We start from the raw sequence: 25,681 nt of genomic DNA on the forward strand, positions 1-25,681 counted from the left end.
AAAACAGAATTAATGTCAAATGTAAACAATAAACCCGTTAAGTAGAATACATAACGGGTTTGTAATTAGTATATGAAAGAATGATTTATTGATTTGTCGGTTCTTCCGCTTTATGGACCTTAACCGTCAATTCTTGAGCACCTTCTTCAATATCCATAAAAATTTCATCACCAGATCCTATTTTAGAAGTAATAATTTCTTCAGCTAATGAATCTTCCACATATTTTTGGATAGCTCTTTTTAAAGGTCTAGCGCCAAATTGTTTGTCAAATCCTTTTTCAGCAATGAATGCTTTGGCTTTGTCAGATAAACTTAAGGTGTAGCCTAAATCAGCGATACGAGCATATAATTTTTTCAATTCAATTTCGATAATCAAATCAATATCGTGTTTTTCTAAAGCATTGAACACAATCACATCATCAATTCGGTTTAAGAATTCAGGTGCGAATGTTTTCTTTAATGCGTTTTCAATAATGCTTTTCGAATTATCGTCTACCTGAGCAGTTCTAGCTGCAGTTCCAAAACCAACACCTTGCCCAAAATCTTTTAATTGTCTTGCGCCAACATTTGACGTCATGATAATTATCGTGTTTTTGAAATCAATTTTACGACCTAAACTATCCGTTAAAAATCCGTCATCCAACACTTGAAGTAACATGTTGAATACATCAGGGTGTGCTTTTTCGATCTCATCTAATAAGACTACACAATACGGTTTTCTACGTACTTTTTCAGTTAATTGTCCACCTTCTTCATAACCTACATATCCCGGAGGTGCTCCAACTAATCTAGAAATGGCAAATTTTTCCATGTATTCGCTCATATCAATACGAACTAAAGCATCTTCAGAATCGAATAATTCTTTGGCAATTACTTTTGCTAACTGTGTTTTACCCACTCCTGTTTGTCCCAAGAAAATGAAAGAACCAATAGGTCGGTTAGGATCTTTTAACCCAGCACGATTTCTTTGGATAGAACGAGCGATTTTCATCACTGCTTCTTTTTGACCAATTACCTTTCCTTCAATAAGTTCAGGTAAGTTGGCTAATTTATTACTTTCAGTTTGAGCAATTCGGTTTACAGGAATTCCTGTCATCATGGAAACTACATCAGCTACATTGTCTTCTGTTACTTCGATGCGATTGTTTTTAGCTTCTTCTTCCCATTGTTCTTGAGCAATGGCTAAGTCTTTTTCAATTCGTTTTTCGTCATCGCGAAGTTTAGCAGCCTCTTCGTATTTTTGTTTTTTAACTACTTCGTTTTTCAAAACACGAACATCTTCTAATTGACGTTCTAAATCTAAAATTTGTTTTGGCACTTCGATATTCGTAATGTGAACTCTTGATCCTGCTTCATCTAAAGCGTCGATAGCTTTGTCTGGCAAGAATCGCTCCGACATATAACGATCAGTCAATTTAACACACGCTTCAATAGCTTCAGCGGTGTAGGTTACATTATGATGGTCTTCGTATTTGTTTTTGATGTTGTTCAAAATGGTAATTGTTTCAGGAACCGATGTTGGTTCTACAATTATTTTTTGAAAACGTCTTTCTAAGGCGCCGTCTTTTTCTATATATTGACGGTATTCGTCTAATGTGGTAGCGCCAATACATTGAATTTCCCCACGTGCCAAAGCGGGTTTGAACATATTAGAGGCGTCTAAAGAACCTGTTGCACCTCCTGCACCTACAATAGTGTGGATTTCGTCAATGAAAAGAATGATATCATCATTTTTTTCCAACTCATTCATGACCGCTTTCATACGTTCTTCAAACTGTCCGCGGTATTTCGTTCCGGCAACTAAGCTTGCTAAATCTAAGGTAACTACACGTTTGTTGAACAAAATACGAGATACTTTCTTTTGTATAATTCGCAAAGCCAAACCTTCGGCAATGGCAGATTTCCCCACACCAGGTTCACCAATTAAAAGCGGATTATTCTTTTTTCTACGGCTTAGGATTTGTGAAACACGTTCAATTTCTTTTTCGCGACCTACTACAGGGTCTAATTTTCCTTCTTCAGCCATTTCAGTTAAATCCCTTCCGAAATTATCTAAAACAGGTGTTTTTGACTTTTTATTCGATTTGTTGGTCGGATTGTTAAAAGTACTTTCTCTAAGGCTGTCATCTTGTCCTGAATCGTCATTGTACGACTCGTTTTTTGGCAAGTTTTCCATGAAATCATCTTCTGCTGGAGTCATATTTACATATTGTTCTTTAACTACATCATAGTCTATTTTCAACTTGTTGAGTAGTTTGGTTGTTGGATCATTTTCGTTTCGCAAAATGCATAATAGCAAATGTGCAGTACTGATAGAAGGGCTTTGAAAAACTTTGGCTTCTAAAAAAGTAGTTTTCAAAGCACGTTCTGCTTGACGGGTAAGGTGTAAGTTTTTCTTTTCTACATTTACTTCAATACTAGGATTAGCAGGGCTTAATATCTCTACTTTTCTGCGTAAGTGATCTAAATCTACAGATAAATTATTCAAAATTTGAATTGCTTTTCCGTTTCCATCTCTAAGAATTCCTAACATCAAATGCTCTGTCCCAATGAAATCATGACCTAATCGTAAAGCTTCTTCTTTGCTATACGTAATCACATCTTTTACTCTTGGTGAAAAATTATCATCCATAAATTTATTTTTGATATTGTAAATTTAGTTAATTGAGGATTCAAAAACAAATATCATACCCTTAACCACTATTGTCAGCTAATTGACAAAAAAAATCACAAAATAAAGGCAAAACAAAAGGGATTTTATTAACTAAAACACCCTAAAAAGTTGTTAATAAATCATTGAAATAAGTGGGTAAAAAAAGCTTTAAAAATTTCAAATATCCGTATATTGGCACGTTTTGAAACTAATATAATTTTTTAATATAATAACTTATGTCTGAAGGAGAAAAGTTAATTCCTATTAACATAGAAGATGAAATGAAATCAGCTTACATCGATTATTCGATGTCAGTAATTGTATCAAGAGCGCTTCCAGATGTTAGAGATGGTTTAAAACCTGTACATCGAAGAGTACTTTATGGAATGTATGATTTAGGAGTTTTTTCAAATAAAGCCCACAAGAAATCCGCTAGAATTGTAGGGGAGGTTTTAGGTAAGTACCACCCACACGGTGATACTTCTGTTTACGATGCAATGGTGCGTATGGCTCAGGAATGGAGTATGCGTTATTTGTTAGTAGACGGACAAGGTAACTTTGGTTCTGTCGATGGGGATAGTCCTGCAGCAATGCGTTATACAGAGGCTAGAATGCGTAAAATTTCGGAAGAAATTATGGCAGATATCGAGAAAGAAACTGTTGATTTTCAATTGAACTTTGACGATACTTTGTATGAGCCTAAAGTAATGCCAACACGTGTACCTACTTTGTTAATTAATGGTGCAACGGGTATTGCAGTAGGTATGGCAACTAATATGCCGCCTCACAACTTGACTGAAGTTATTAATGGAACAATTGCTTACATTGATAATAATGATATTGAAATCGACGAATTAATTACACACGTTAAAGCACCTGATTTCCCAACAGGAGGAATTATTTACGGATATGAAGGTGTACGTGAAGCTTTCAAAACAGGTCGTGGTAGAGTAGTTATTCGTGCTAAAGTTGGTTTTGAAGAAGTAGATGGTAGAGAATCTATCATTGTAACTGAAATTCCATACCAAGTGAATAAAGCAGATATGATCAAACGTACTGCAGACTTGGTTAACGAAAAGAAAATTGAGGGTATTGCGAATATTCGTGATGAATCGGATAGAAATGGTATGCGTATCGTTTATATTTTGAAACGCGATGCTACGCCAAATGTAGTTTTGAATACCTTATATAAGTATACGCAATTACAATCTTCATTTAGTGTTAACAATATTGCCTTGGTGAACGGTCGTCCAGAGACGTTGAATCTAAAAGATATGATTCATCATTTCGTAGAACACCGTCATGATGTTGTAATTCGTAGAACACAATTTGAATTAAGAAAAGCAGAAGAAAGAGCGCATATTTTAGAAGGATTAATTATTGCTTCTGATAATATTGACGAAGTAATTGCTTTGATCAAAGCTTCTAAGAATACGGATGAAGCTAAAGAAAAATTAATCGAAAGATTCAAATTGTCAGACATTCAAGCGCGTGCTATTGTTGAAATGCGTTTGCGTCAATTAACAGGATTAGAGCAAGATAAATTGCGTGCTGAGTACGAAGAAATCATGAAGTTAATTGAGCATTTAAGAGCTTTATTAGCCGACGTGAATTTGAGAATTGCCTTAATCAAAGAAGAATTAATGGAGATTAGAGATAAATACGGCGATGAGCGTCGTTCTCAAATCGAATATTCTGGTGGAGACGTAAGTATCGAAGATTTGATTGCTGATGAAAATGTAGTAATTACAATTTCTCATGCAGGGTATATTAAACGTACCAACTTGTCTGAATACAAAACTCAAAATAGAGGTGGAGTAGGACAGAAAAGTGCAGGAACTCGTGACCAAGATTTCTTAGAACACATGTTTGTGGCTACGAATCACCAGTACATGATGTTCTTTACCCAAAAAGGAAAATGTTTCTGGATGCGTGTGTACGAAATTCCAGAAGGTAGCAAAACGGCTAAAGGTAGAGCGTTACAAAACTTAATCAATATTGAGTCGGATGATAAAGTGAAAGCATTCATTTGTACACAAGACTTGAGAGACAAGGATTATGTAACTAGCCATAATTTAGTGATGGTTACCAAACAAGGACAGGTGAAGAAAACTTCTTTAGAGAAATATTCTAAACCTCGTGTGAATGGAGTTGCCGCTATTACAATTAAAGAAGGAGATGAATTATTGGCAGCTCAATTGACCAATGGTGAAAGTCAAATTATTTTAGCTGTAAAATCAGGTAAATTAGTTCGTTTTGAAGAAACTAAAACACGTCCAATGGGAAGAACTGCTTCTGGTGTTCGTGGAATTACGTTGAAAGACGATAAAGACGAAGTGATCGGAATGGTAACTGTAAACGATATGAGCAGTGAAATTTTGGTTGTTGCTGAAAACGGATACGGTAAACGTTCTAGTTTAGATGAGTACAGAATCACGAATCGTGGAGGAAAAGGAGTTAAAACACTTAATATTACAGAGAAAACAGGCCAATTAATCTCGATTAATGCAGTTACTGATAATGATGATTTGATGATTATCAACAAATCAGGATTGACTATCAGAATGGCAGTGGAAGACCTTCGTGTAATGGGACGTGCTACTCAAGGAGTTAAATTGATCAACATTAAAGGAAACGATTCTATTGCTGCAGTAACTAAAGTAATGAAAGATGATCCTGCTGAAGTAGAATTAGACGAAGATGGAAATCCTATTGAATCAGAAGTTATTGAAAGAGTAAAACCAGTTCTAGAAGTTTTAGAAGATGATGGTACTGCTGACGATGATGATGAGGAAGAAGATGAAATTGTAGACGAAGACGATGTTGATGATGCTGACGAAGACGATTCAGACGAATAATTAAAACTAATACATTAAATAAAAATAAAATTTAGAATACTATGAAAAGTAAATATGTACTACTTGCATCAGCATTATTGATATCAGTTGCCACTTTTGCTCAAAAAGACCAAATTAAAGCGGCTGAAAAAGCTTTAAAAGCGGGTAATGCTCAAGAAGCAATCACTATTTTACAAGGAGCAGAAGCGGCTTCGGCAACTGCGCCAGATACAGAAAAAGCCCAATTTTGTTTTGTAAAAGGGAATGCATTTTTGGCTTTAGCCAATAAAAATGAAGATACTGATAAAAATCTTTCGGCTGCTGCCAAAGCGTATCAGGATTTGTTAGCTATAGAGAAAGCTTCGGGAAAGGCAAAATACTCAGCTCAAGCAAGCACTTCAATTATTGATATTAAATACAAATTAATTAATGGTGCAATTGCTGATTCAAAAGCAGAGAAACATGCTGAAGGAGCAAGTAAATTATATGATGCGTATTTGTTAGACAAAAAAGACACAATCAATTTGTATTATGCTGCTTCTACTTATGTTAATGCAAAAGAATATGACAAAGCATATAATGCGTATGATGAGTTGAAAAAATTAAACTACTCTGGTAAAGGCGTAAATTATTTTGCAGTGAACAAAGTCAATGGCGAAGAGCAACTGTTTACTACTGCAAGAGAAAGAGACCAAATGGTAAAATTAGGTACTCATGAAAAACCAAGAACAGAGGAGATTCCTTCTAAAAGAGGTGAAATCTATAAAAATATGGCTTTGATTTTAGTTCAAAACGGAAAAGTAGCTGAAGCTAAAAAAGCTGTTGCAGAAGCTAGAGCGACTAATCCAGACGATAAATCGTTAATTTTGACTGAAGCGAATTTGTATTTAGATACTAAAGATTACGATACATACAAAAAATTAATCACTGAAGTGTTGGAGCATAATCCAAATGATGCTGACTTAGTTTTTAACTTAGGTGTAATCAGTTATAATGCTAAAAATTTAGTTGATGCTGAGAAGTATTACAAAAGAGCTATCGAAATCAAGCCAGATTACGTAAATGCGTATTTGAATTTAGCGATTCTTAAATTGGATGCCGATAAAAAATTATTTGAAGAAATTCAAAAATTAGGTAATTCTGAAAAAGACAACAAACGTTATGAAGTGCTTAAAAAACAAAGAGAAGTAGTGTTTACTTCTGCATTGCCTTACTTGGAAAAAGCGTCTGAATTAGATGGTACAAACGAAGAAGTGAAGGGCACTTTGCTAAGTGTGTACAGAGCATTAGAAATGACTGAAAAAGCAAAAGCATTGAAAGCTAAAATGAAAAAATAATTTCATTTTGTCAAACATAAAAAAGCCGAATTTTTTAATTCGGCTTTTTATTTATATCACTTTTTTGATTACTCGTAACTTGTGGGTGTGCTTTTGGGTTTCGGGATTAAAAATTCCCAAGTGGTCTAAGCGGTCAATTCGTACTTTTCCACTAGCATGGATGATGTAGTTGTTTTCCATGATAATACCAACATGTATAATGTTACCTTCTTCATTGTCAAAAAAGGCTAAATCACCTGGTTCACTTTCTTCGATAAAACTCAACGCTTCACCTTGTGTAGCTTGTTGCGAAGCATCTCTAAATAAATGGTAGCCATTTAATTTGTATACCATTTGGGTAAACCCAGAACAATCAATTCCGAAAGGGGTTTTTCCTCCCCAAAGGTAAGGTGCGTTCAAATATAGGAAAGCCGTATTGATTAGTTTGCTTTTATCTTGTATTCCGTTTGCTTTAGTGCCTTCAAATTCAAATTGAGCGGTATTGATATCACTATGGTTTAAAAAAGAAAGCGAAGCTCCCAATGGTATTGGTAGTAAAGTATTATTGGGTGCTGAAATATAATCGATCAAATCCCCATTTAAAACAATAGGTTCTTTAGAAAGGGTATTGTATGCCGTTTCTGAGATAATTTGGAATTGTTTAGAGTCTACCCAACCTTCATAATTGTCATAGTGCAATTGGATTCGGCGCCATTGATTTAGTTCTTCTAGCACTTTAAAATGCTCGCCAAACAAGACTTGAGAAACAATTTCGCTTCTGTCGCTTGGCTCCGCTCGAAGGGGGATTATGGCTAGGTTACAAATTCCAAACATCTAAGACTCTTTATAGTTTATGATTGTAAATCAATGTGTGATTTAGGCTCTTTCAATTAGTATTGCTGAAGCACCACCACCACCATTACAGATAGCAGCTGCTCCAATTTTTCCGTTATTTTGTTCTAATACATTCAATAAAGTAACGATAATCCTCGCCCCCGAACAGCCTAGTGGATGTCCTAAAGAAACGGCACCACCGTTTACATTAATTTTGTTCAAATCGATATTCAATATTTTAGCATTTGCCAAACCAACTACAGAAAACGCTTCGTTAAATTCAAAATAGTCCACATCTTCAATAGTAAGATGGGCTTTTTTTAAGGCCTTTGGAAGTGCTAGTGCAGGACTTGTGGTAAACCATTTAGGTTCTTGTGCTGCATCTGCATAGGAAAGAATATAAGCTAAGGGTTTTAGACCCAATTCTATGGCTTTTTCTTCACTCATCAATACTAAAGCAGCAGCGCCATCGTTGATAGTGGATGCATTGGCAGCAGTCACCGTTCCATCTTTTGTAAAAGCGGGATTTAAGCTGCTAATTCTATCCAACTTCACATTGGTGTACTCTTCGTCTTTTGAAACGATTACAGGCTCTCCTTTTCGCTGAGGCACTGCAACAGGAACAATTTCGTTGTCAAATTTCCCAGCTTTCCAAGATGTAGCGCTTCGTTCATACGATTGTATGGCAAATTGATCTTGTTCTTCTCTGGAGATTTTATATTCGTTAGCACAAAGGTCGGCACTAACTCCCATAGCGGTATTGTCATACGCATCGGTAAGTCCGTCTTTTTGCATTCCGTCCAATAGGGTAGTAGGGCCAAATTTAGTCCCCGCTCTGAGATGTGTATAATGAGGAATCAAACTCATGTTTTCCATTCCGCCCGCAACGACAATTTCGGCATCACCAGATTGAATGGCTTGAGCGCCAAACATCACTGATTTCATTCCTGAGGCACATACTTTGTTGACTGTAGTACAGGCAACCGAGTTTGGCAAACCTGCAAAAAGTGCGGCTTGTCTTGCAGGGGCTTGTCCCACACCGGCTTGCACTACATTCCCCATGAACACTTCGTCAACTAAGTTGGGGTTAAGCTGAATCTTATCTAATGCACCTTTGATAGCAATAGAGCCTAATTGTGGAGCAGGAGTAGTAGACAATCCTCCCATAAAACTTCCGATAGGAGTTCTAGCTGCTGCAACAATAACGATTCTTTTGTTCATGGTAGTGTGAATTAGTTGATGTAGCAAATTTAATCTTTTTTATGCAAATTCAAATTTTGATTTCAGTATTCTATTTAAGGTGTTTTTATTTGTGGCTAGTGGCTTGATTGTTAAGTGATTTAATAAAAATCTCAAAATAAAAGTAAAAAAAGGGATAAAATAGTTGTGATTAATACAATGATGTGCTACATTTGCCACCGCAAAATAGGACACGTTCTTTGAGCTTGGAGAGGTGCCAGAGTGGTAATGGAGCAGATTGCTAATCTGTCGACGAGCAATCGTCGCCAGGGTTCGAGTCCCTGTCTCTCCGCTTTTTATTTTGCTTTTTCGGGGTGTAGCGTAGCCCGGTTATCGCGCCTGCTTTGGGAGCAGGAGGCCGCAGGTTCGAATCCTGCCACCCCGACTACAACAATACTGGTCGCATAGCTCAGCTGGATAGAGCACCTGCCTTCTAAGCAGGCGGTCGAAGGTTCGAATCCTTCTGCGATCACATCATAAACCCACTGGAAACAGTGGGTTTTTTTGTTTGTAATTGGGTTAAAATTAGAAGTGTTTTTGCTTTAAATCGAGGGAGGGATGGCACCTTTTGGATTAAACAATTCCCAATCGTCCCAAATGTAATTAGAGGTATCAAAACTTGAGACCCAGTCAATAAAAAGTAAACGGAAGTTTTCTATTTCGGTTCGGATATGCTTTATGTATTTTTGATCTGTCAGATTTTCAAACATAGACAAACCTCCCACTTGAACATATAAGTTTAATGCATGATATCTTATAATTGCTGCATTTTGCATTTTTATACTATATAGTTTCCCTGCTTCAGCACCGGCAATTTTAGAAGGGAGTAGTACTGCATCTTCGTTCATAACCGCTTTAATATGGAACATCAATTCATTGTCATCAGGAAATGAAGCAGTTAAACTATCAACTAATTTTACTATTAGTATTGCTTTTTTATAAATAGGGAGTTGTTGGGTTTTATCGTAGTTGGGCATAGATAAGAAGTATAATTATTTCAAACTCGCTATTATCGCTCTAAAACTTTCCAAACCTGCTTCTATGTTTTCTATAATATCCGTTGCCAACACATCAGGGTCGGGTAAATTATCTAAATCGGCTAGGGATTTATCTTTTAACCAAGTGATGTCTAAACTTGTTTTGTCTCTTGCTATAATTTCATCATAACCAAACTTTCTCCAACGACCTTCTGGATTGTTTTCTGGGTTGTAAGTTTCCGTTCTCTTATGGCGATTTTCTGGATTGTATAAAGCAATGAAGTCTTTTAAATCCGATAATTTTAAAGGATTTTTCTTCAACGTATGGTGAATGTTAGTTCTGTAATCATAGACCCAAACCTCTTTTGTCCATGGTTCTTTGCTTGAGGGTTTTCCGTCAAAGAACAACACGTTTGCTTTTACCCCATTGGCATAGAAAATGCCTGTGGGTAAACGTAAAATAGTATGCAAATCGGTGGTTTCTAATAATTTTTTACGCACGGTTTCACCTACACCACCTTCAAACAAAACGTTATCGGGTAACACTACAGCGGCTTGACCTGTAGTTTTTAGCATGGTGCGAATGTGTTGCACAAAGTTTAATTGCTTGTTACTGGTAGTAACCCAAAAGTCTTGACGGTTATAAGTCAAATCTTCTTTTTCTTGTTCGCCTTCTGCATTGGTAAACGTCATGCTACTTTTTTTACCAAACGGTGGATTGGCTAATATATAATCATAACGAGTTCCTGAATCAGTAATTAAGGAATCATTTGGCGAAATAAAATTATCCGATTCAATATCGCCAATGTTGTGCAAGAACAAATTCATTAACGCCAAACGACGGGTACTGGCTACTATTTCATTACCGAAAAACGTTTCATATTTCAAAAACTTTGCTTCTTCTTTGTCTAATTGTCTGTTATCCACAATCCAATCATAAGCAGCTAAAAAGAAACCTCCTGTTCCACAAGCTGGATCCGCTATGGTTTTCATAGGTTCTGGACGCAAACATTCGACCATGGCTTTAATCAATGGTCTTGGGGTAAAGTATTGTCCTGCGCCACTCTTGGTATCTTCGGCGTTTTTTTCTAAGATTCCTTCATAGATGTCGCCTTTGTCTTTTACACCCATCAATATCCAGTTTTCGGCATTGATGAGTGCAATGAGTTTGTATAGCTTGGCAGGGTCTTGTATTTTGTTCTGACTCTTGACAAAGATTTGCCCTAAAATACCTTTTTCTTTAGCTAACTCACGCAACATAGTGTTGTAGTGACTTTCCAACTCACTACCACTTTTACTAATTAAGGTATCCCAGGCAAACTCGCTTGGAATAGGCATTTTTCTATTATGTGGTGGTTTGCTGTATTCATCTGCCATTTTTAAAAATAACAAATACGTCAGTTGCTCTAAGTAATCGCCATAGCCTACACCATCGTCTCTAAGGGTTTGACAAAAGGCCCATACTTTTGATACTATACTGGATGCGTTTGTGTTTTCTTTGCTCATTATATTATTTTGTTAAAAACGGAATAATAGATTCTTGAAAAATTTTAATTAAGGAGGAAAATTTATCATCGATACTCATTGTCTTATCGTTGACCAAAAATTTTGAAATTTTTTCTTTAAACTTGTCAGGAATTTTGTGTTGAACATATAATTTTTCATTATCATCAAACCCTAAAGTTTCAATTTTTTCATTAATATTTTGGAATAGATTATCAACTGTAACAAATGAATTTAACTCTAACAATTCTCTTTGTTCTAACCAACCCTTAGATTTTGCTATTTCCCAAACTTTTGGAGGATACATTTCTTCCAACTCAATTGGGAAATTATTTATTTTACTTTTAATATTAATTAGATGCGATGGAACTTTGTATTGAAGAGCTTTAACTTTTTGACTGCTAACTGAAACATTGAATTGTTTTTCATCTTTAAGTTTGTTAAATTCTGAAATTCCAGAAGTATCATTATCAAATACTCCAATAGCTCTATAAGTTGTAATTCCTGAAACCCATGCCCATGCCATTATTTGATTTTTAACTCCACTGCAACCAAGCCCATCCTTACTGATTTTAATATTATCTTCAATTTTAAAATGTTTTAATATTTCAGTGAAAATTCTAACTTCATCATCTCCCTCGACAAAAATCGTATTTTTATCAATATTTGATAATTCGTTTTTGTATTTAATTATGTCTTCCTGTAAATGTTCAATTTCTTTAACTTTTTCCTTAACGTAAGGTGCAATTAAAGGCATAATACCCATATCATTATCTAATTCATTGTAAGCTAACAACTCTTTTATTTCAGCTTCTTTATTTTTCTCTTTTATTACTTTAAATAAACTAACATTTTCATTATAATTGTCTTTTAAATTATAGAAGCCAGGAGAATGAGTGGTTATTAGAATCTGAATTTCTTTAGAATAATCTATAAAATCTTTTGCTAATTTAAATGCTGCTAACATTTCAAGATTATTTTCAGGTTCTTCATAACCCCAAATCATATTTATATTTGCAGAACCTTTAGTTTTGTTAATATTTAATTGTTCTGATATAAACTTTAAAATTATTGGTATGTATCGAGTTTTGATTCCATCACCTCTATTTGAAATTGAAATTTCAAACGCACCCTCTTCTGTTGAAAAATCTAAAGCTTTGAAAAGTGATTGTAAATTTGATGGTAATTTTATTTGACTTTTTATCTTCAAACGATTATCAATTTCTTGAATCATTTGAACTGTATTTGATTTAATTTTTGTTATAAAATCATCACCTGCATTCCTAAGTTCTTGTTCAATAGTTTCAGCTAAGGAATCATGAAGTTTAGCCAATAAAAACTCAAAATAATAAATATCTCTAATTGCAGGAATATAACTATACCGGATATTATCCAACCATGAATATAATTTCGATTTTTGAGGAAATTTGGAACCATCAATAAATTTTTTATCATTCAAATGAAGCCCATTTTTTCTCCAGACTTTTCTCCAAACTATATCTTTACTCTGCTTATAGTTGGTTGGAGCATGAAGAACAATTTCAACAATTATTTCTTCAGCTTTTTTATTTCTAATTGGAGAAAATTTTGAATAATCATTCTGAAATATTAATTCGCTACCGTAATCTGTTTCGTTGTTAAAAAATAAATTTAACGCTTTTAAAATATTTGATTTACCAACATCATTAAACCCTACTATTACAGATAAATTGCTTAACGAAATATCAGCTTTAACAATAGATCTAAAATTTCTTATTCTTATTTCTTTTATAATCATAATTATTTTATTTAAACCAACTCCCCACTAAAAGCCTTTACCAATATACTCTGACGCAATGCCTCGGCTTGTTGCAAGCTTTGCACAATACTTTCCTCCATTTTATCGGCAACACTCAAACGGCTTTCTAATTCTTCAACTATTTTATTTTGTTCTTCTAATGTTAGAGGTAATGGAATTTGATAATTTTCTATAAATTGCTTTGGAACCCTTCTTAATCCAACAGCACCTGTCATTTCATTAGCTGCTTCATTTCTAAATCTATCTTGAACTAAAAAGTAAAACATAAATTTATTATTCACCTTTTCATTTGTTCTAATAACATGAAATTCAGAAGAACCAAATCCAATTCCATTTTTTAATTTTTCAACAATTGCAATTTTTCCATTTTCCATGCACGGAGTTACTTTTGCAAATATTATATCATTATCAATAAAAGGAGTATAACTTCCTTTTAATACTTCGTGTAGTTTTTTAATATCTGATAGATGTATTTTATTTACGATTTCTTCTACCAATTTCATTGGTAAAAATTGCACTTTCATTTCTCTATCCAAATTTTCTCTATTTGGCAATTTTGGATTAATGCTTGAAACAGTATTTATTGCTGTAATTTCCCAACCTTTAGGCAAGTTACCCTCTTTTAAATTCTCATTGGTTAACTTCCCTTCAAAAGCCCATTTCAATACACTTTGGCGGTAGGTTTTGAGTTGCTGTTGTGCGGTTTTTAAATCTTCAATGCCTTTGTCTAACTCGCTAAAAAGTTCTTCTATTTTGGAGACAATGGCTTGTTGGGTTTCGAGTGGTGGTAATGGTATTTCTAACTTTTTTAAAATGGTTTGGCTAATGTTTGGTTGTGCTCCACCAATTCCTTGTTTTACTAAATCTTGTTTTTTGTGGAATAAGAAATTGTATATATATTTTGAATCAATTGAATCATTTTGATAAATACCGCAAACAGCTTGATTAGTTGCAGCATCAACTCCCAAAAAAGCTAATTTACCAATAGTAGCACCATATAAAGCAATTAACAAAGTTCCTTTTGGAAAAATCTTTGCACTTGAATTTTTTATAGCTTCTTCTGTAATTTTTTCTTCAGTATCATAAATAATACCTTTATTTAATTCACCTGATTTAACCCATGGAATTGTACCATTATAATAAGATTTATTGCCTCTTGAAGGTGTTCCTCCACTTGTGGTTTCACAGACCTCTCCAAGAGTTTTTATTTGCCAGTTTTTTGGTAATTTCTTTTCCATTGTTTAAGTCAAATAGTTGATAAGTTAGGCTTTTATTTTTCTCGAGTCAAATAACCGTCAAATAAGAAATTCTTTTGTCTTTAAGGCTTACTGCGTTTTTTTCTTTGATTTTCAAGGGTTTGTAAAATAAGCCAATACAAATAAAACAGGTAATTGTTAATAACTTTGAATTTCAGTCAAATAACAGTCAAATAAGAATTATGCCCAACGTGGTATGTATTTTGCATATTTTTTAGACTTGTTATCTTGGTCTTCTTCTTTTATATATTTTGCTTCAAAAGTTTCTTTGATAATCCTAGAAACCATTGCGGCATTCTCGGGTGCAATATTAAATCTTTCTCGCAGACTTTGGTTTGTCATTTTATCATTTGTAATATATTTTAATACGCAATGCTGGTAACAGGCTCTTATTCTATCTTTCTTGTCCATGTCAGAAAATTTTTGATAGGCATATAAAACGACTTTAGTATGTTTTTCCTGAATTTGCACTTCTAAAGGTGGTAGTTGAAACAATTCAATATTAAGAATCACTTTGTCTATGCCGCTTCCTTTTTCTTCGCACATTCTAAATCTTCGCATAATAGAAGCAAGGTCTTCATTTCGGGATTGGTATTCATCAATAAATCGATCAGGTGTTATTAGTGGGAGTCCTGGATTTGAAATTTCTATCCTATCTTCATATATTTCAATCATCGGTCCTGTTCCTGTTTCTGAAAAATCTTGGTGAATCAATGCGTTAGCAACCAGTTCTCTAATAGCAATTTCGGGGTACATTAAAACTGTTTCTCGTAATGCTTGACCAATTACTTCATTACTAGGTAAAATATCATTAATGTATTTTATTAAACCCTGAAAACCGGGAGCATAGCCTTTTGTGCCAAACTGATCTTTTATAGTTGTGATTTTATTTTTTCCTTGGTATTGAATAACTCTAACAGCTTTTCTTTTTAATTTATCAAAATCATTTAGGTTTTTTGCAAAAAGCAGAGCCCCTAAATTGGTAATGCTATAGGAGCCATTTTTGGATATGATAAATTTTTCGGAAATGAATTTTTCAATAACACTTTCTCTATTTGTCGGATAAGGTAAATCTAGTAAATCATAATAGGATTGTGTGTCTAGTAGTTTTACAATTTCATCACTAGTATCTACATCTAATGAAATTATTCTTTCAAAAACTTGACGGTTTGACTTCGTCCATATTTTTTTTTCTTTTGCAGGAAAATCTTTTAAAGTTCTTGTAATGCTTCCCACTCTAACATAGTCAACGTGATTAAAAGAGACAGGTTGTCCAACAGTTGCCTCAATTTTAAAGAGAGAGATTAATTTTTCTTGATAAATAATTTCGTAAATTAAAACTTCTATTCTTGGAGAAATTCTTTGTAATACCCAATGTTCCAACTCGTCATTGCCTACTTTTTTCATCGTTGGTCTAAAACTAGTTCCTTCAACTTGTAAAGTACTGTCAGAAATACCGTAAACCAAATAACCATAAGGTTCATTTTGCAAACAAGCCCCATTGCTAAGTGCGGATACATACTTACCAATATCATCTTCGGATTTGAAATTCATTTTGAATTCAACCCATTCACATTCTTTTGGTAATTTGAGAAGTCTATCTAATAGTTTATGTAATTCTTTTTCTTTCATTTATGCCGCTAACACCTCATTTAATTCATTAATAATACTATCCGTTTCTTCCCCAAACAACTGCCACATTTTACTCAACCCGCCTTCGGCATTAAAAGGGCTTAGATCAAAGTCGTCTTTGTCTATGCTAAAACTGTTGGCTACATAATCTTTCATCATGCGTAACCATTGCATTTGGGCTTCGGTAAAAGCATTGTGTTGTCCTGCGTTTTTCTTAAAAATCCATTCTTGAAAGTTTTTGTCTACTGTTTTATCATAAGCCGTTAACGTAGTATCAATACCCGCTACTTTGCGTATCAAACCCACCAAGGCAATCAACTCGTTTTTAGCCGAGCCATTGGTTTTTTCCAATTGCTCGTAGGCTTTCCAAACTGCTAAAGGCGCTAAAACAGGTTTCTCGGTTTTTAGCTTTTCGCACAAGTCTTTAATCATTTTGTACGTAAACGTGCGGTGGCGGTAATCTTGTGCGTAGAAAATTTGTAAGGCAGTAATCTCGTCTTTGTGGTTTACTATCCAATCTTTAAAATCTCCTATGAGTGCTGAGCTTGCCGAAGCATGGTCTTTTACCCAACCCATTTTGGTGATGGTGTCTATATTCACCACATCAATAATCTGGTCGTATTTTTTACGAATATCGATAATAAAATCACGTAAATCAGGGCTGTTAAATACGGCTACCGCTTCTTCAATCAATTGTTGTTGTTCGGTAGCAATAGCTTTTTCTATTTCTATGGGTGCAAAACCACGCATATTCCCTCTAACGGCAACTTCTATTTGCTCATTCGTGTCTGGGTCATGCGCTTGCAATAGTTTTTTTACTATCTCTTTAATGGTTAAGCCATTGGCTTTTTCGCTAAATGCCGTTTTGTCTTTGTCTTTTAATTGTTGGTCTAAACGAATCAATCTATTGGCGAGCGTAGTTAGCATGTCTTCGCTTGTATTTCCCATGGCAACACTTTGCAACACATCTTTCAAAGAAACCCCAGGCGCTTTTTCTAAAGGTCGGCTATCCGTTTTCTGAGATTGCTCTACACCAATAGCATCGATAATTACAAAATGGTCTTTGCTGTATTTGGCTGTGGGTGTACCTTTAGCTTTCAATTCTTCTACCGAGCAAGTACGTGTACCTCGTCCTTTCATTTGCTCATAATAAGAACGACTTTTTACATCGCGCATAAACAACAATACTTCCAGTGGGCGTATGTCGGTTCCTGTAGCAATCATATCTACCGTAACGGCAATACGTGGGTAATAATCGTTTCGAAACTGTTGCAAGACACTTTTTGGGTCTTCCTCGCTTCGGTACGTAATCTTTTTACAAAATTTATTTTCTTCGCCAAACTCCTCACGCACGATGTCAATAATGTCTTCGGCATGACTATCGGTTTTGGCAAAAATTAAGAGTTTAGGCACTTCAAAATTTCCTTGTGCGTCCATTCGGTCGGGAAACATCGCAGGTAAATTTTCTTTTGTAGCCCTTATAATCGTTCGAATCGTACTTGGATTCACCACGTCTTTATCCAATTGCTTACCGCTATATACTTCATCTTCGTCTAAGGCTTCCCAAAACTTTTTACGGGTAAGGCGTTCGCGTTTATCTACTTTTTCACCTAAGGTAATTACGCTTCCATTTTTGGTAATTTCAGTTTCAATCGTGAATACATTGTACGGTACTAAAACGCCATCAACAACCGCTTTTTCATAGCCATAATCACACACTAAGTTTTGGTTAAAATACCCAAACGTTCTGTTGTCAGGTGTTGCGGTTAAACCAATTTGAAATACATCAAAGTAATCCAACACTTGTTTCCAAAGGTTGTAAATACTGCGGTGGCATTCGTCAATCACTACAAAATCAAAAAACTCAATCGGCACTTTTTCGTTATAACCCACAGGAATAGGCTCTTTTGCCTGAAACGCCATTTCGTTAGGATTTTCTTCTTCAGCACTTTCATCCAATTCGGTTTCTTTCAAAATCGAATACATACGTTGAATCGTACTAATATATACTTGCGAATCGTTGGGAATAAACGAACTACTCAAACGAGTTACACCATACAATTCGGTAAACAAACGGTTATCATCATTGGCGGTAAAGGCACGAAATTCGCTTTCGGCTTGTTCACCTAAGTTTTTGGTATCTACTAAAAATAAAATGCGTTTCGCTTTGGCAAATTTCAACAAACGATAAATAAAGGTAATCGCTGTAAAGGTTTTTCCAGAACCTGTAGCCATTTGAATCAAGGCTTTTGGGCGTTGGTCTTTGAAGGATTTTTCTAAATTCGTTATTGCGGTTACTTGGCAATCACGCAAACCTTCTTCTGGCAAAGCAGGCAAATCGTGCAAACGACCTCGTAAGGTTTTATCTTGACTTAACCATTGCATAAAAGTTTCAGGACGATGAAATGTAAAAACATTTCTAGAACGAGGTTTTGGGTCTCTGTAATCTGTAAAACGAGTAACTTCACCTGTACTTTCATACACAAACGGTAAAGGATCATTATTCAATAAACGAAGTTTGGCATTGGCATATTGAGAAGATTGTTCTTCAACGGTAGTCAATCGCACGCCTTCTTCTTCGCGTTTGGCTTCAATAATACCAATAGGCTTTTTATCGACAAATAACACATAATCGGCGGGACCAATATCGGTTTGGTATTCTCTGATAGCAATTCCCAAGCCAGCCGCAAGATTGAATTTCTTCTTGTCTTGTATAATCCATCCACAAGCAACTAATTGCTTGTCAATGTTATCACGTGCTATTTGTTCGGGATTTTGGTTGAGCATGGGCAAATTGATTTGGTAAAATCAAATGTAGGATTAATATGCTACAATTCAAAATATAATAATTAACGAATTTTAAAAATAATTTATTTTCGTTAGCCATAGTTATAAAATGACCTTTATAAAGTATAAATATTAGGCAAATTTTGACGGTGAAACTAAAAAAAATATAACTGATTGAATTTTAATTTTTAGATTTTTTGTTTAAGAGTTATGTCCAAACTGAATTTTAGTAGTTGTTTTGAGGTTGATTTGGTCAATGGCTTTTAAGAAGCTTTATTTTATACCGAACCGATAATCTTCAAAAAATCAATAAGTTGTTTTGATTTTAAATTTATAGTGCCACATCATAAACCCACTGGAAACAGTGGGTTTTTTTGTTTTTTGTCAGGATTATATATTATGGTGTTTTTGTGTACTTGTTTACGCAAAAAAAACCAATATTAAATTATTAAGTACTGTATATATTAATTTTTCTTCTCTAATTGCTCTATAATCTTAGAGTAATTTTCTGCTTTTTTTATTTTAGTTTTGATTTTAATTGTAGTTTAATTCTTATAAAAAGAGTTCAGTTTTAGTTAAAAACAATTTTTTAGTTCCAAATCTTCAAAACCGAACTACTCTTTTTTAAAAAAAATAAATTTCTGTTGCGTGCAAAATACCTTTGCATTGTAAATGCAACCCCCAATAAAAACTATCAATTTTTTTTAAAAGAAATGATGCTCAAAAACAATGTAAAAGTATTCTTTTTTTTGGTTGCTACTACTATTATGCAAGCTCAAAAATTGCACCATCAAATGATTGCTTCTCAAGGGAGTAATGTCAAGTTGTCTAATGGGATGTTAGTCAACCAAAGTATTGGTCAACAAAGTTCGATTGGAAACTTCATTACTTCTAAAGGAATAGTGGGGCAGGGGTACATTCAAAGTATGCTTGTGTCGGCTAAAAAACCAACAATCGTTTCGGCTATATCGGCTGTGGCCTATCCTAATCCATTTGTGGATGAACTTCATTTTAAATTTTCTTCTCCCGTAGTTGAGGTAGTTAGAGCTGCTTTATATGACATTAGGGGGCGATTGATTTTTACTCAAGAAAAAGCACCTATTCAGGATGTACTTACCCTAACGGATTTGTATTTCCCTGAAGGCACTTATTTTATCAAACTGGAAACTAACAATTTTGTCTATTCTACTCAAATAATAAAAACAAGATGAGAAAAAACTACCTACTATTATTTGTATTCGTGTTTTGTACTGCTAGTTCGGATGCGCAAACTATTTATTTTTTAACAGGAAAAAACTATTCTACCTATGATTTGAAATATCAAGGGGAGTCTGCCAATACATCTATTAAAAAAGGGGAGGGAGATAGTTATGAGATAGGGGTATCGTTTCCTATTCCTGTTGCTCGTTTGCAATTTGATAATCCGTTGAATTATTCGGTAGGACTAACTTTAAATCAATACAATGCCGAGGCGGGGAATGAAAACAACTCCTATTCCTGGAAAACGGAATATATAGGAGTGCAAAATTCTATTATTTATTCTTTTATCAAATCCAATCATTTGGATTTAGCAGTAAAAGGGGCATTTAATTTGGGAACTATGTTGTATGGAAATCAAAAAATCAATAATTCTACTTATGATTTAAAATCGTATGATGAATTTACAGGACTTGTTTTTCGACCTAGTTTTGGACTACAAGCCAAATGTAATTTGTCTGAATACGGGTATTTAAGCTTAGGGTATGATTATTCTAAGAGTTTTAATTTATCTAATGAAACGTCCAAAAAGTTATACCTCAAAACACATCAAATACTGTTTGGGATACACTTTGAATTATATTAATATTTAGTACGCATGAAAAAATATATTATTTTATTTTTAGTATTTACATCTTCAGTTATATACGGACAAGAAGGAATAAGTTATCAAGCTGTTATTTATAATCCTAAGGCAGAAATGCTTCCGGGTTATAATGCTACTAACTTACCATTAGTAAATAAACCAATATGTCTTAGATTTTCTATAATTGATGCAGCTTCAGCAGTTGAATACCAAGAAACCATTACCACAACAACAGATGAGTTTGGGATGGTCAATTTGATTATTGGAACAGGAAATCCAACGGGTGGATATGCTACGCTTTTTGATGATATTGTTTGGGATAGTAGCACAAAAAAATTGCAAGTAGAATTAGATGATACCGCTAAATGTACTAACTTTTTAGAAATTAGTAATCAGCCATTTACTGCTGTTCCATTTGCTTATGCTGCAAAAAATGCAGAGAATGTCACTGGTATTATAGCTATAGCCAATGGTGGGACAGGGGCTACTACAGTGAACGGAGCTAGGACTAATCTAGGGTTAAACAATGTAGATAATACTTCTGATTTGAATAAACCGATTTCAAATGCCACGCAATCGGCTTTGAATACCAAGGAGAATACAGCTAATAAATCGGTAGATGTAAATCTAGGTTCGAGTAATACGTTGTTTCCAACTCAAAATGCGGTCAAAACTTATGTAGACTCCAAAAGTAATGCTAATGAGGCAGCATTGAATGCCGAAATTGCAAGAGCTACTTCAGCCGAAACCACATTAACAACTAATTTAGCTACTGAAACCACTAATAGAACGGTGGCTGTAGCTACTTTAACTTCAAATCTAGACGCAGAAAAAACTAGGGCTATAGCTGCTGAAGATGCATTGACAACTAATTTAGCTACCGAAACAGCCAATAGAATTTCAGCAGTAAATACAGTAACTTCAAATTTAGACACAGAAAAAACTAGAGCTATAGCTGCTGAAGATACATTGACAAATAATTTAGCTACCGAAACAGCCAATAGAATTTCAGCAGTAAATACAGTAACTTCAAATTTAGACACAGAAAAAACTAGAGCTATAGCTGCTGAAGATACATTGACTGCTAATTTAGCTACTGAAACTGCCGATAGAATTTCAGCAGTTAATACTTTAACCTCAAATTTAGATGCTGAAAAGGCTAGGGCTATTGCTGCAGAAGATACATTGACTGCTAATTTGGCAACCGAAGTGACTGATAGGATAGCTGCAATTGACTTAGTTACGGCTAATTTAAGTGCTGAAATTTCAAGAGCTACAGGTGCTGAAGATAATTTAAGAGCAAGTCTTACTTCAGAAGTAGCAAGAGCTACTGCAGCCGAAGCCACAAAAGAAAATACCGCTAATAAATCTTCAAATGTTAATTTAGGTTCGAGTAATACATTGTTTCCAACTCAAAATGCAGTCAAAACCTATGTAGATACTCAAATAACAGCTGCCACTCCAGATGCAAGTACATCAGTTAAAGGAAAAATTAAATTAGTAGGAGATTTAACAGGTACAGCTGATTTGCCTGTGGTTACAAATAGTGCTATTACATCGGCAAAAATTGCCAATGCGACTATTGTAAATGAAGATATCGCCAATGCCACTATCACTTCGTCTAAAATAGATGGAACTATAGCATTAGTTAATGGTGGAACGGGTTCAGATATGAGTAATTCTTCAGGATATGTTAAGCAAGCTACGGCAGGAGCTAATTTTAGCACAGTCTTTCCAATTCCTGCCAATGAGGTTTTTGGGGCTATTCGCTCTGTGAATGGAGTTTATCCTAATACAACCACTGGTAATGTTACGGTTCCATTTGGAGAAGTAACTACAGGTTTATTTGTAAATCGTCCTAGTATTGCAACTACAAGCAATGGGGACATTTTTGTAATTTCAGGAGAGACTGGATCGAATGCAAGTGACAATGGACGAACATTTATTAGTACAGGATCCAATGGAACTTGGAATGAAGTAACTTCTAATCAGGCCTCTACAGATGCTCGATATGTGCAATTAGCCGGAAGTACGATGTCGGGAAATTTAGCTTTCCCTACCGCTACGAAAGTAACAGTTGTAGATGCACCTACTGCAAGTAGTGATTTAACTAATAAAGCTTATGTAGATAATCAAATTGCAAATGGCGCTCCAAATGCAACTACAACTTTAATAGGTAAAATAAAATTAGCAGGTGATTTAGCAGGTCCAGGAACTACGGCTTCGGCTCCAATTATTTCAGACAATGCAATTACGACCGTTAAAATTGCAGATAGTAATGTGACAGAATCTAAATTAGTAGATAGTGCTGTGACCACAAATAAAATTGCAGATAATGCTATAGTGAGTTCGAAAATTGCGGATGCAACTATTATTACAAATGATATTGCAAACAATGCAATCACTACCGATAAAATTTTGGATGGGGAAGTACAAACAGCTGATATTAAAGACTCTAATGTAACTTCAGCCAAAATTTTAGACGCTACAATTGTTGTAGCTGATATAGCCGATGATGCTGTGGAAACTTCAAAAATTAAGAATTTGAATGTGACCAATGCCAAGTTGGAAGCAGACGCCATCACAACCGATAAAATCAAAAATGGTGAAGTACAAACCGCCGACATTAAGGATGCCAATGTCACTCCCGCTAAAATTGCTTCTGGAGGATTTAACAAAGTATTGGTAACTGATAATTCAGGAGTTGTAGCTTGGATTGATGGAAATTCTTTTGGAGCTGTAGCGGATATGACTACTATTGAAGGTGCAGGAACTACAACAAGTCCCTTTAAGGTAAAAGACTTGGGAATTGTTACCGCAAAAATTAATAATGCTGCTGTTACAACTTCAAAAATAGCTGATTTGAATGTTACTAATGCCAAATTAGAAGCTGATGCTATTACGACAGATAAAATCAAAGATGGTGAAGTACAAACAACCGACATTAAGGATGCTAATATAACCACAAACAAATTGGCTAACTTAAACGTAACGAATGCTAAATTAGAAGCTGATGCCATTACAACCGATAAAATCAAAGATGGCGAAGTTCAAACAGCTGATATCAAGGATGCTAATGTAACCACAAACAAATTGGCCAACTTAAACGTAACGAATGCTAAATTAGGAGCTGATGCCATTACAACCGATAAAATCAAGGATGGAGAAGTTCAAACCGATGATATTAAAGATGCGAATGTTACTACAGTAAAAATAGCTGATGCTAGTGTAACATCAATAAAAATTAACGACTCGGCAGTTACAACTTCAAAAATAGCAGACTTAAACGTAACGAATGCCAAATTAGAAGCTGATGCCATCACAACCGATAAAATCAAAGATGGTGAAGTACAAACTTCAGATATTGAAGATTCCAATGTAACAACTTCGAAAATTGCAGACTTCAATGTAACGACAGCTAAGATAGCCGATGCGAATGTAACAACTTCAAAAATTGCTAACTCTAATGTAACAACTTCAAAAATAGCTGACTTAAATGTGACTAATGCTAAGTTAGAGGAAGATGCTATTACAACCAATAAAATCAAAGATGGAGAAGTACAAACAGCTGACATCAAAGATGCGAATGTTATCACGTCTAAAATTGCGGATTCAAATGTAACTAATTCAAAAATAGCAAATTCAGCAATTACCACTAACAAAATAGCAGCAGGTTCAGATAACACTGTATTGGTTACAGATGCAACAGGTGCTGTTCAATGGTTAGATAAAAATTCATTTGGATCAGTGGCAGATATGTCGACGATTGAAGGTTTAGGAACAACTTCTAGTCCTTTTAAAGTTAAAGATCTAGGAATTGTAACAGCAAAAATTAATGATGCTGCTGTAACGACACTAAAAATTGCAGACTCCAATGTAACAACTGCTAAGATAGCCGATGCGAATGTAACGACTTCAAAAATTGCTAACTCAAATGTTACAACTTCGAAAATCGCTGACTTAAATGTGACTAATGCGAAGCTAGAATCAGATGCTATTACGACCGATAAAATCAAAGATGGAGAAGTTCAAACAGATGATATTAAAGATGCGAATGTTACTACGACTAAAATTGCAGACTCCAATGTAACAACAGCTAAGATAGCCGATGCGAACGTAACGACTTCAAAAATAGCTAACTCTAATGTTACAACTTCAAAAATCGCCGACTTAAATGTGACAAATGCGAAGTTAGAGGAAGATGCTATTACAACCAATAAAATTAAAGATGGCGAAGTACAAACAGCTGATATTAAAGATTCGAATGTAACTTCAGCCAAAATTTTAGACGCTACAATTGTTGTAGCTGATATAGCCGATGATGCTGTGGAAACTTCAAAAATTAAGAATTTGAATGTGACCAATGCCAAGTTGGAAGCAGATGCCATCACAACCGATAAAATCAAAAATGGTGAAGTACAAACCGCTGACATTAAGGATGCCAATGTGACTCCCGCTAAAATTGCTTCTGGCGGAATTAACAAAGTATTGGTAACTGATAATTCAGGAGTTGTAGCTTGGATAGACACTACCGCTTTTGGGGCAGTAGCAGATCAAAACTCCATTGAAGGTTTAGGAACAGATACAAATAAATTCAAAGTAAAAGATTTGGGTATCATTACAGCTAAGTTAGCTGATAACGCTGTAACGACTATTAAAATAGCGGATGCTAATGTAACTACAGCTAAGATTGCCGATTCGAATGTTACTACATCTAAAATAGCTGATTTGAATGTTACCAATGCTAAACTAGCAGCTGATGCAGTTACTACAGCTAAGATATTAGACGGAACAATTAACGTAGATGATTTAGCAAACAACGCTGTTGAGACGGCCAAAATCAAAGATTTGAACGTTACTACAAATAAACTAGCCGATGCCGCTGTAACCACTACAAAGATTGCATCAGGAGGAAATGGTAAAGTATTAGTAACTGATAATTCAGGAGTTGTAACTTGGATAGACACTACTGCTTTTGGGGCCGTAGCAGATCAAAACTCCATTGA

The 25,681-nt window shown here is 34.8% G+C and carries 14 protein-coding genes and 3 tRNA genes; 8 read left to right on the plus strand and 9 right to left on the minus strand.

Annotated elements, in window-relative coordinates; translation table 11 throughout:
• Nucleotides 1-85: 85 nt before the first annotated feature.
• The gene (locus tag RMR09_RS00070; RefSeq protein WP_310593798.1) at nt 86-2,632 is read right to left on the minus strand and encodes an ATP-dependent Clp protease ATP-binding subunit; all 2,547 of its coding nucleotides are present in this window, start codon (nt 2,630-2,632) and stop codon (nt 86-88) included.
• A 257-nt stretch (nt 2,633-2,889) separates the two neighbouring features.
• Here RMR09_RS00070 and gyrA point away from each other — a divergent pair, with 257 nt between their 5' ends.
• Entirely contained in the window at nt 2,890-5,511 is a 2,622-nt protein-coding gene (gene gyrA / locus RMR09_RS00075) for a DNA gyrase subunit A (protein ID WP_310593799.1), read from the plus strand.
• Between the two features lie 41 nt (nt 5,512-5,552).
• The gene (locus RMR09_RS00080; RefSeq protein WP_310593800.1) at nt 5,553-6,827 is read left to right on the plus strand and encodes a tetratricopeptide repeat protein; all 1,275 of its coding nucleotides are present in this window, start codon (nt 5,553-5,555) and stop codon (nt 6,825-6,827) included.
• Nucleotides 6,828-6,878: 51 nt separating this feature from the next.
• On the opposite strand, the gene RMR09_RS00085 is transcribed toward RMR09_RS00080, so the two are convergent.
• A complete protein-coding gene (locus tag RMR09_RS00085; protein WP_310593801.1) occupies nt 6,879-7,640 on the minus strand; it encodes a C40 family peptidase in 762 nt (253 codons plus the stop codon).
• Nucleotides 7,641-7,682: 42 nt separating this feature from the next.
• On the minus strand, nt 7,683-8,861 hold the full coding sequence (locus RMR09_RS00090; protein ID WP_310593802.1) for an acetyl-CoA C-acyltransferase: 1,179 nt from the start codon (nt 8,859-8,861) through the stop codon (nt 7,683-7,685).
• A gap of 226 nt (nt 8,862-9,087) precedes the next feature.
• Here RMR09_RS00090 and RMR09_RS00095 point away from each other — a divergent pair.
• The 3 genes from RMR09_RS00095 to RMR09_RS00105 all read left to right on the plus strand — a co-directional run bounded on the left by RMR09_RS00095 (nt 9,088) and on the right by RMR09_RS00105 (nt 9,351).
• Nucleotides 9,088-9,171: transfer RNA gene (locus tag RMR09_RS00095), tRNA-Ser, on the plus strand.
• 18 nt (nt 9,172-9,189) lie between these two features.
• A tRNA-Pro gene (locus tag RMR09_RS00100) sits at nt 9,190-9,264 on the plus strand.
• Nucleotides 9,265-9,277: 13 nt separating this feature from the next.
• Nucleotides 9,278-9,351 (plus strand) — tRNA-Arg (locus RMR09_RS00105).
• Between the two features lie 70 nt (nt 9,352-9,421).
• Here RMR09_RS00105 and RMR09_RS00110 read toward each other — a convergent pair.
• From RMR09_RS00110 to RMR09_RS00135, 6 genes are all read right to left on the minus strand, one after another.
• Nucleotides 9,422-9,856 carry a hypothetical protein gene (locus RMR09_RS00110; RefSeq protein WP_310593803.1) on the minus strand — a complete coding sequence of 145 codons (435 nt, stop codon included), beginning with the start codon at nt 9,854-9,856 and terminating at the stop codon, nt 9,422-9,424.
• Between the two features lie 15 nt (nt 9,857-9,871).
• The gene (locus RMR09_RS00115; protein ID WP_310593804.1) at nt 9,872-11,362 is read right to left on the minus strand and encodes a class I SAM-dependent DNA methyltransferase; all 1,491 of its coding nucleotides are present in this window, start codon (nt 11,360-11,362) and stop codon (nt 9,872-9,874) included.
• Between the two features lie 4 nt (nt 11,363-11,366).
• Complete coding sequence (locus RMR09_RS00120; RefSeq protein ID WP_310593805.1) at nt 11,367-13,136, minus strand: AAA family ATPase; 1,770 nt, start codon at nt 13,134-13,136, stop codon at nt 11,367-11,369.
• Between the two features lie 11 nt (nt 13,137-13,147).
• The gene (locus RMR09_RS00125) at nt 13,148-14,395 is read right to left on the minus strand and encodes a restriction endonuclease subunit S (RefSeq protein WP_310593806.1); all 1,248 of its coding nucleotides are present in this window, start codon (nt 14,393-14,395) and stop codon (nt 13,148-13,150) included.
• Nucleotides 14,396-14,593: 198 nt separating this feature from the next.
• Nucleotides 14,594-16,045, minus strand: a complete 1,452-nt coding sequence (locus RMR09_RS00130) for an ATP-binding protein (RefSeq protein WP_310593807.1) — start codon at nt 16,043-16,045, stop codon at nt 14,594-14,596.
• Nucleotides 16,046-18,832 (minus strand): DEAD/DEAH box helicase family protein, encoded by a 2,787-nt coding sequence (locus tag RMR09_RS00135; protein WP_310593808.1) that lies wholly within the window; start codon nt 18,830-18,832, stop codon nt 16,046-16,048.
• A gap of 713 nt (nt 18,833-19,545) precedes the next feature.
• Between RMR09_RS00135 and RMR09_RS00140 the strand changes: the two genes are divergently transcribed.
• From RMR09_RS00140 to RMR09_RS00150, 3 genes are all read left to right on the plus strand, one after another.
• A complete protein-coding gene (locus tag RMR09_RS00140) occupies nt 19,546-20,043 on the plus strand; it encodes a T9SS type A sorting domain-containing protein (protein ID WP_310593809.1) in 498 nt (165 codons plus the stop codon).
• Nucleotides 20,040-20,675 carry a hypothetical protein gene (locus RMR09_RS00145; protein WP_310593810.1) on the plus strand — a complete coding sequence of 212 codons (636 nt, stop codon included), beginning with the start codon at nt 20,040-20,042 and terminating at the stop codon, nt 20,673-20,675. The genes RMR09_RS00140 and RMR09_RS00145 overlap by 4 nt, the downstream gene beginning before the upstream one ends.
• Before the next feature lie 12 nt (nt 20,676-20,687).
• The coding region (locus RMR09_RS00150) for a hypothetical protein (RefSeq protein WP_310593811.1) at nt 20,688-25,681 on the plus strand (4,994 nt) is incomplete at its 3' end.

This window comes from Flavobacterium sp. (assembly GCF_031537875.1).
Classification (GTDB): Bacteria; Bacteroidota; Bacteroidia; order Flavobacteriales; family Flavobacteriaceae; genus Flavobacterium.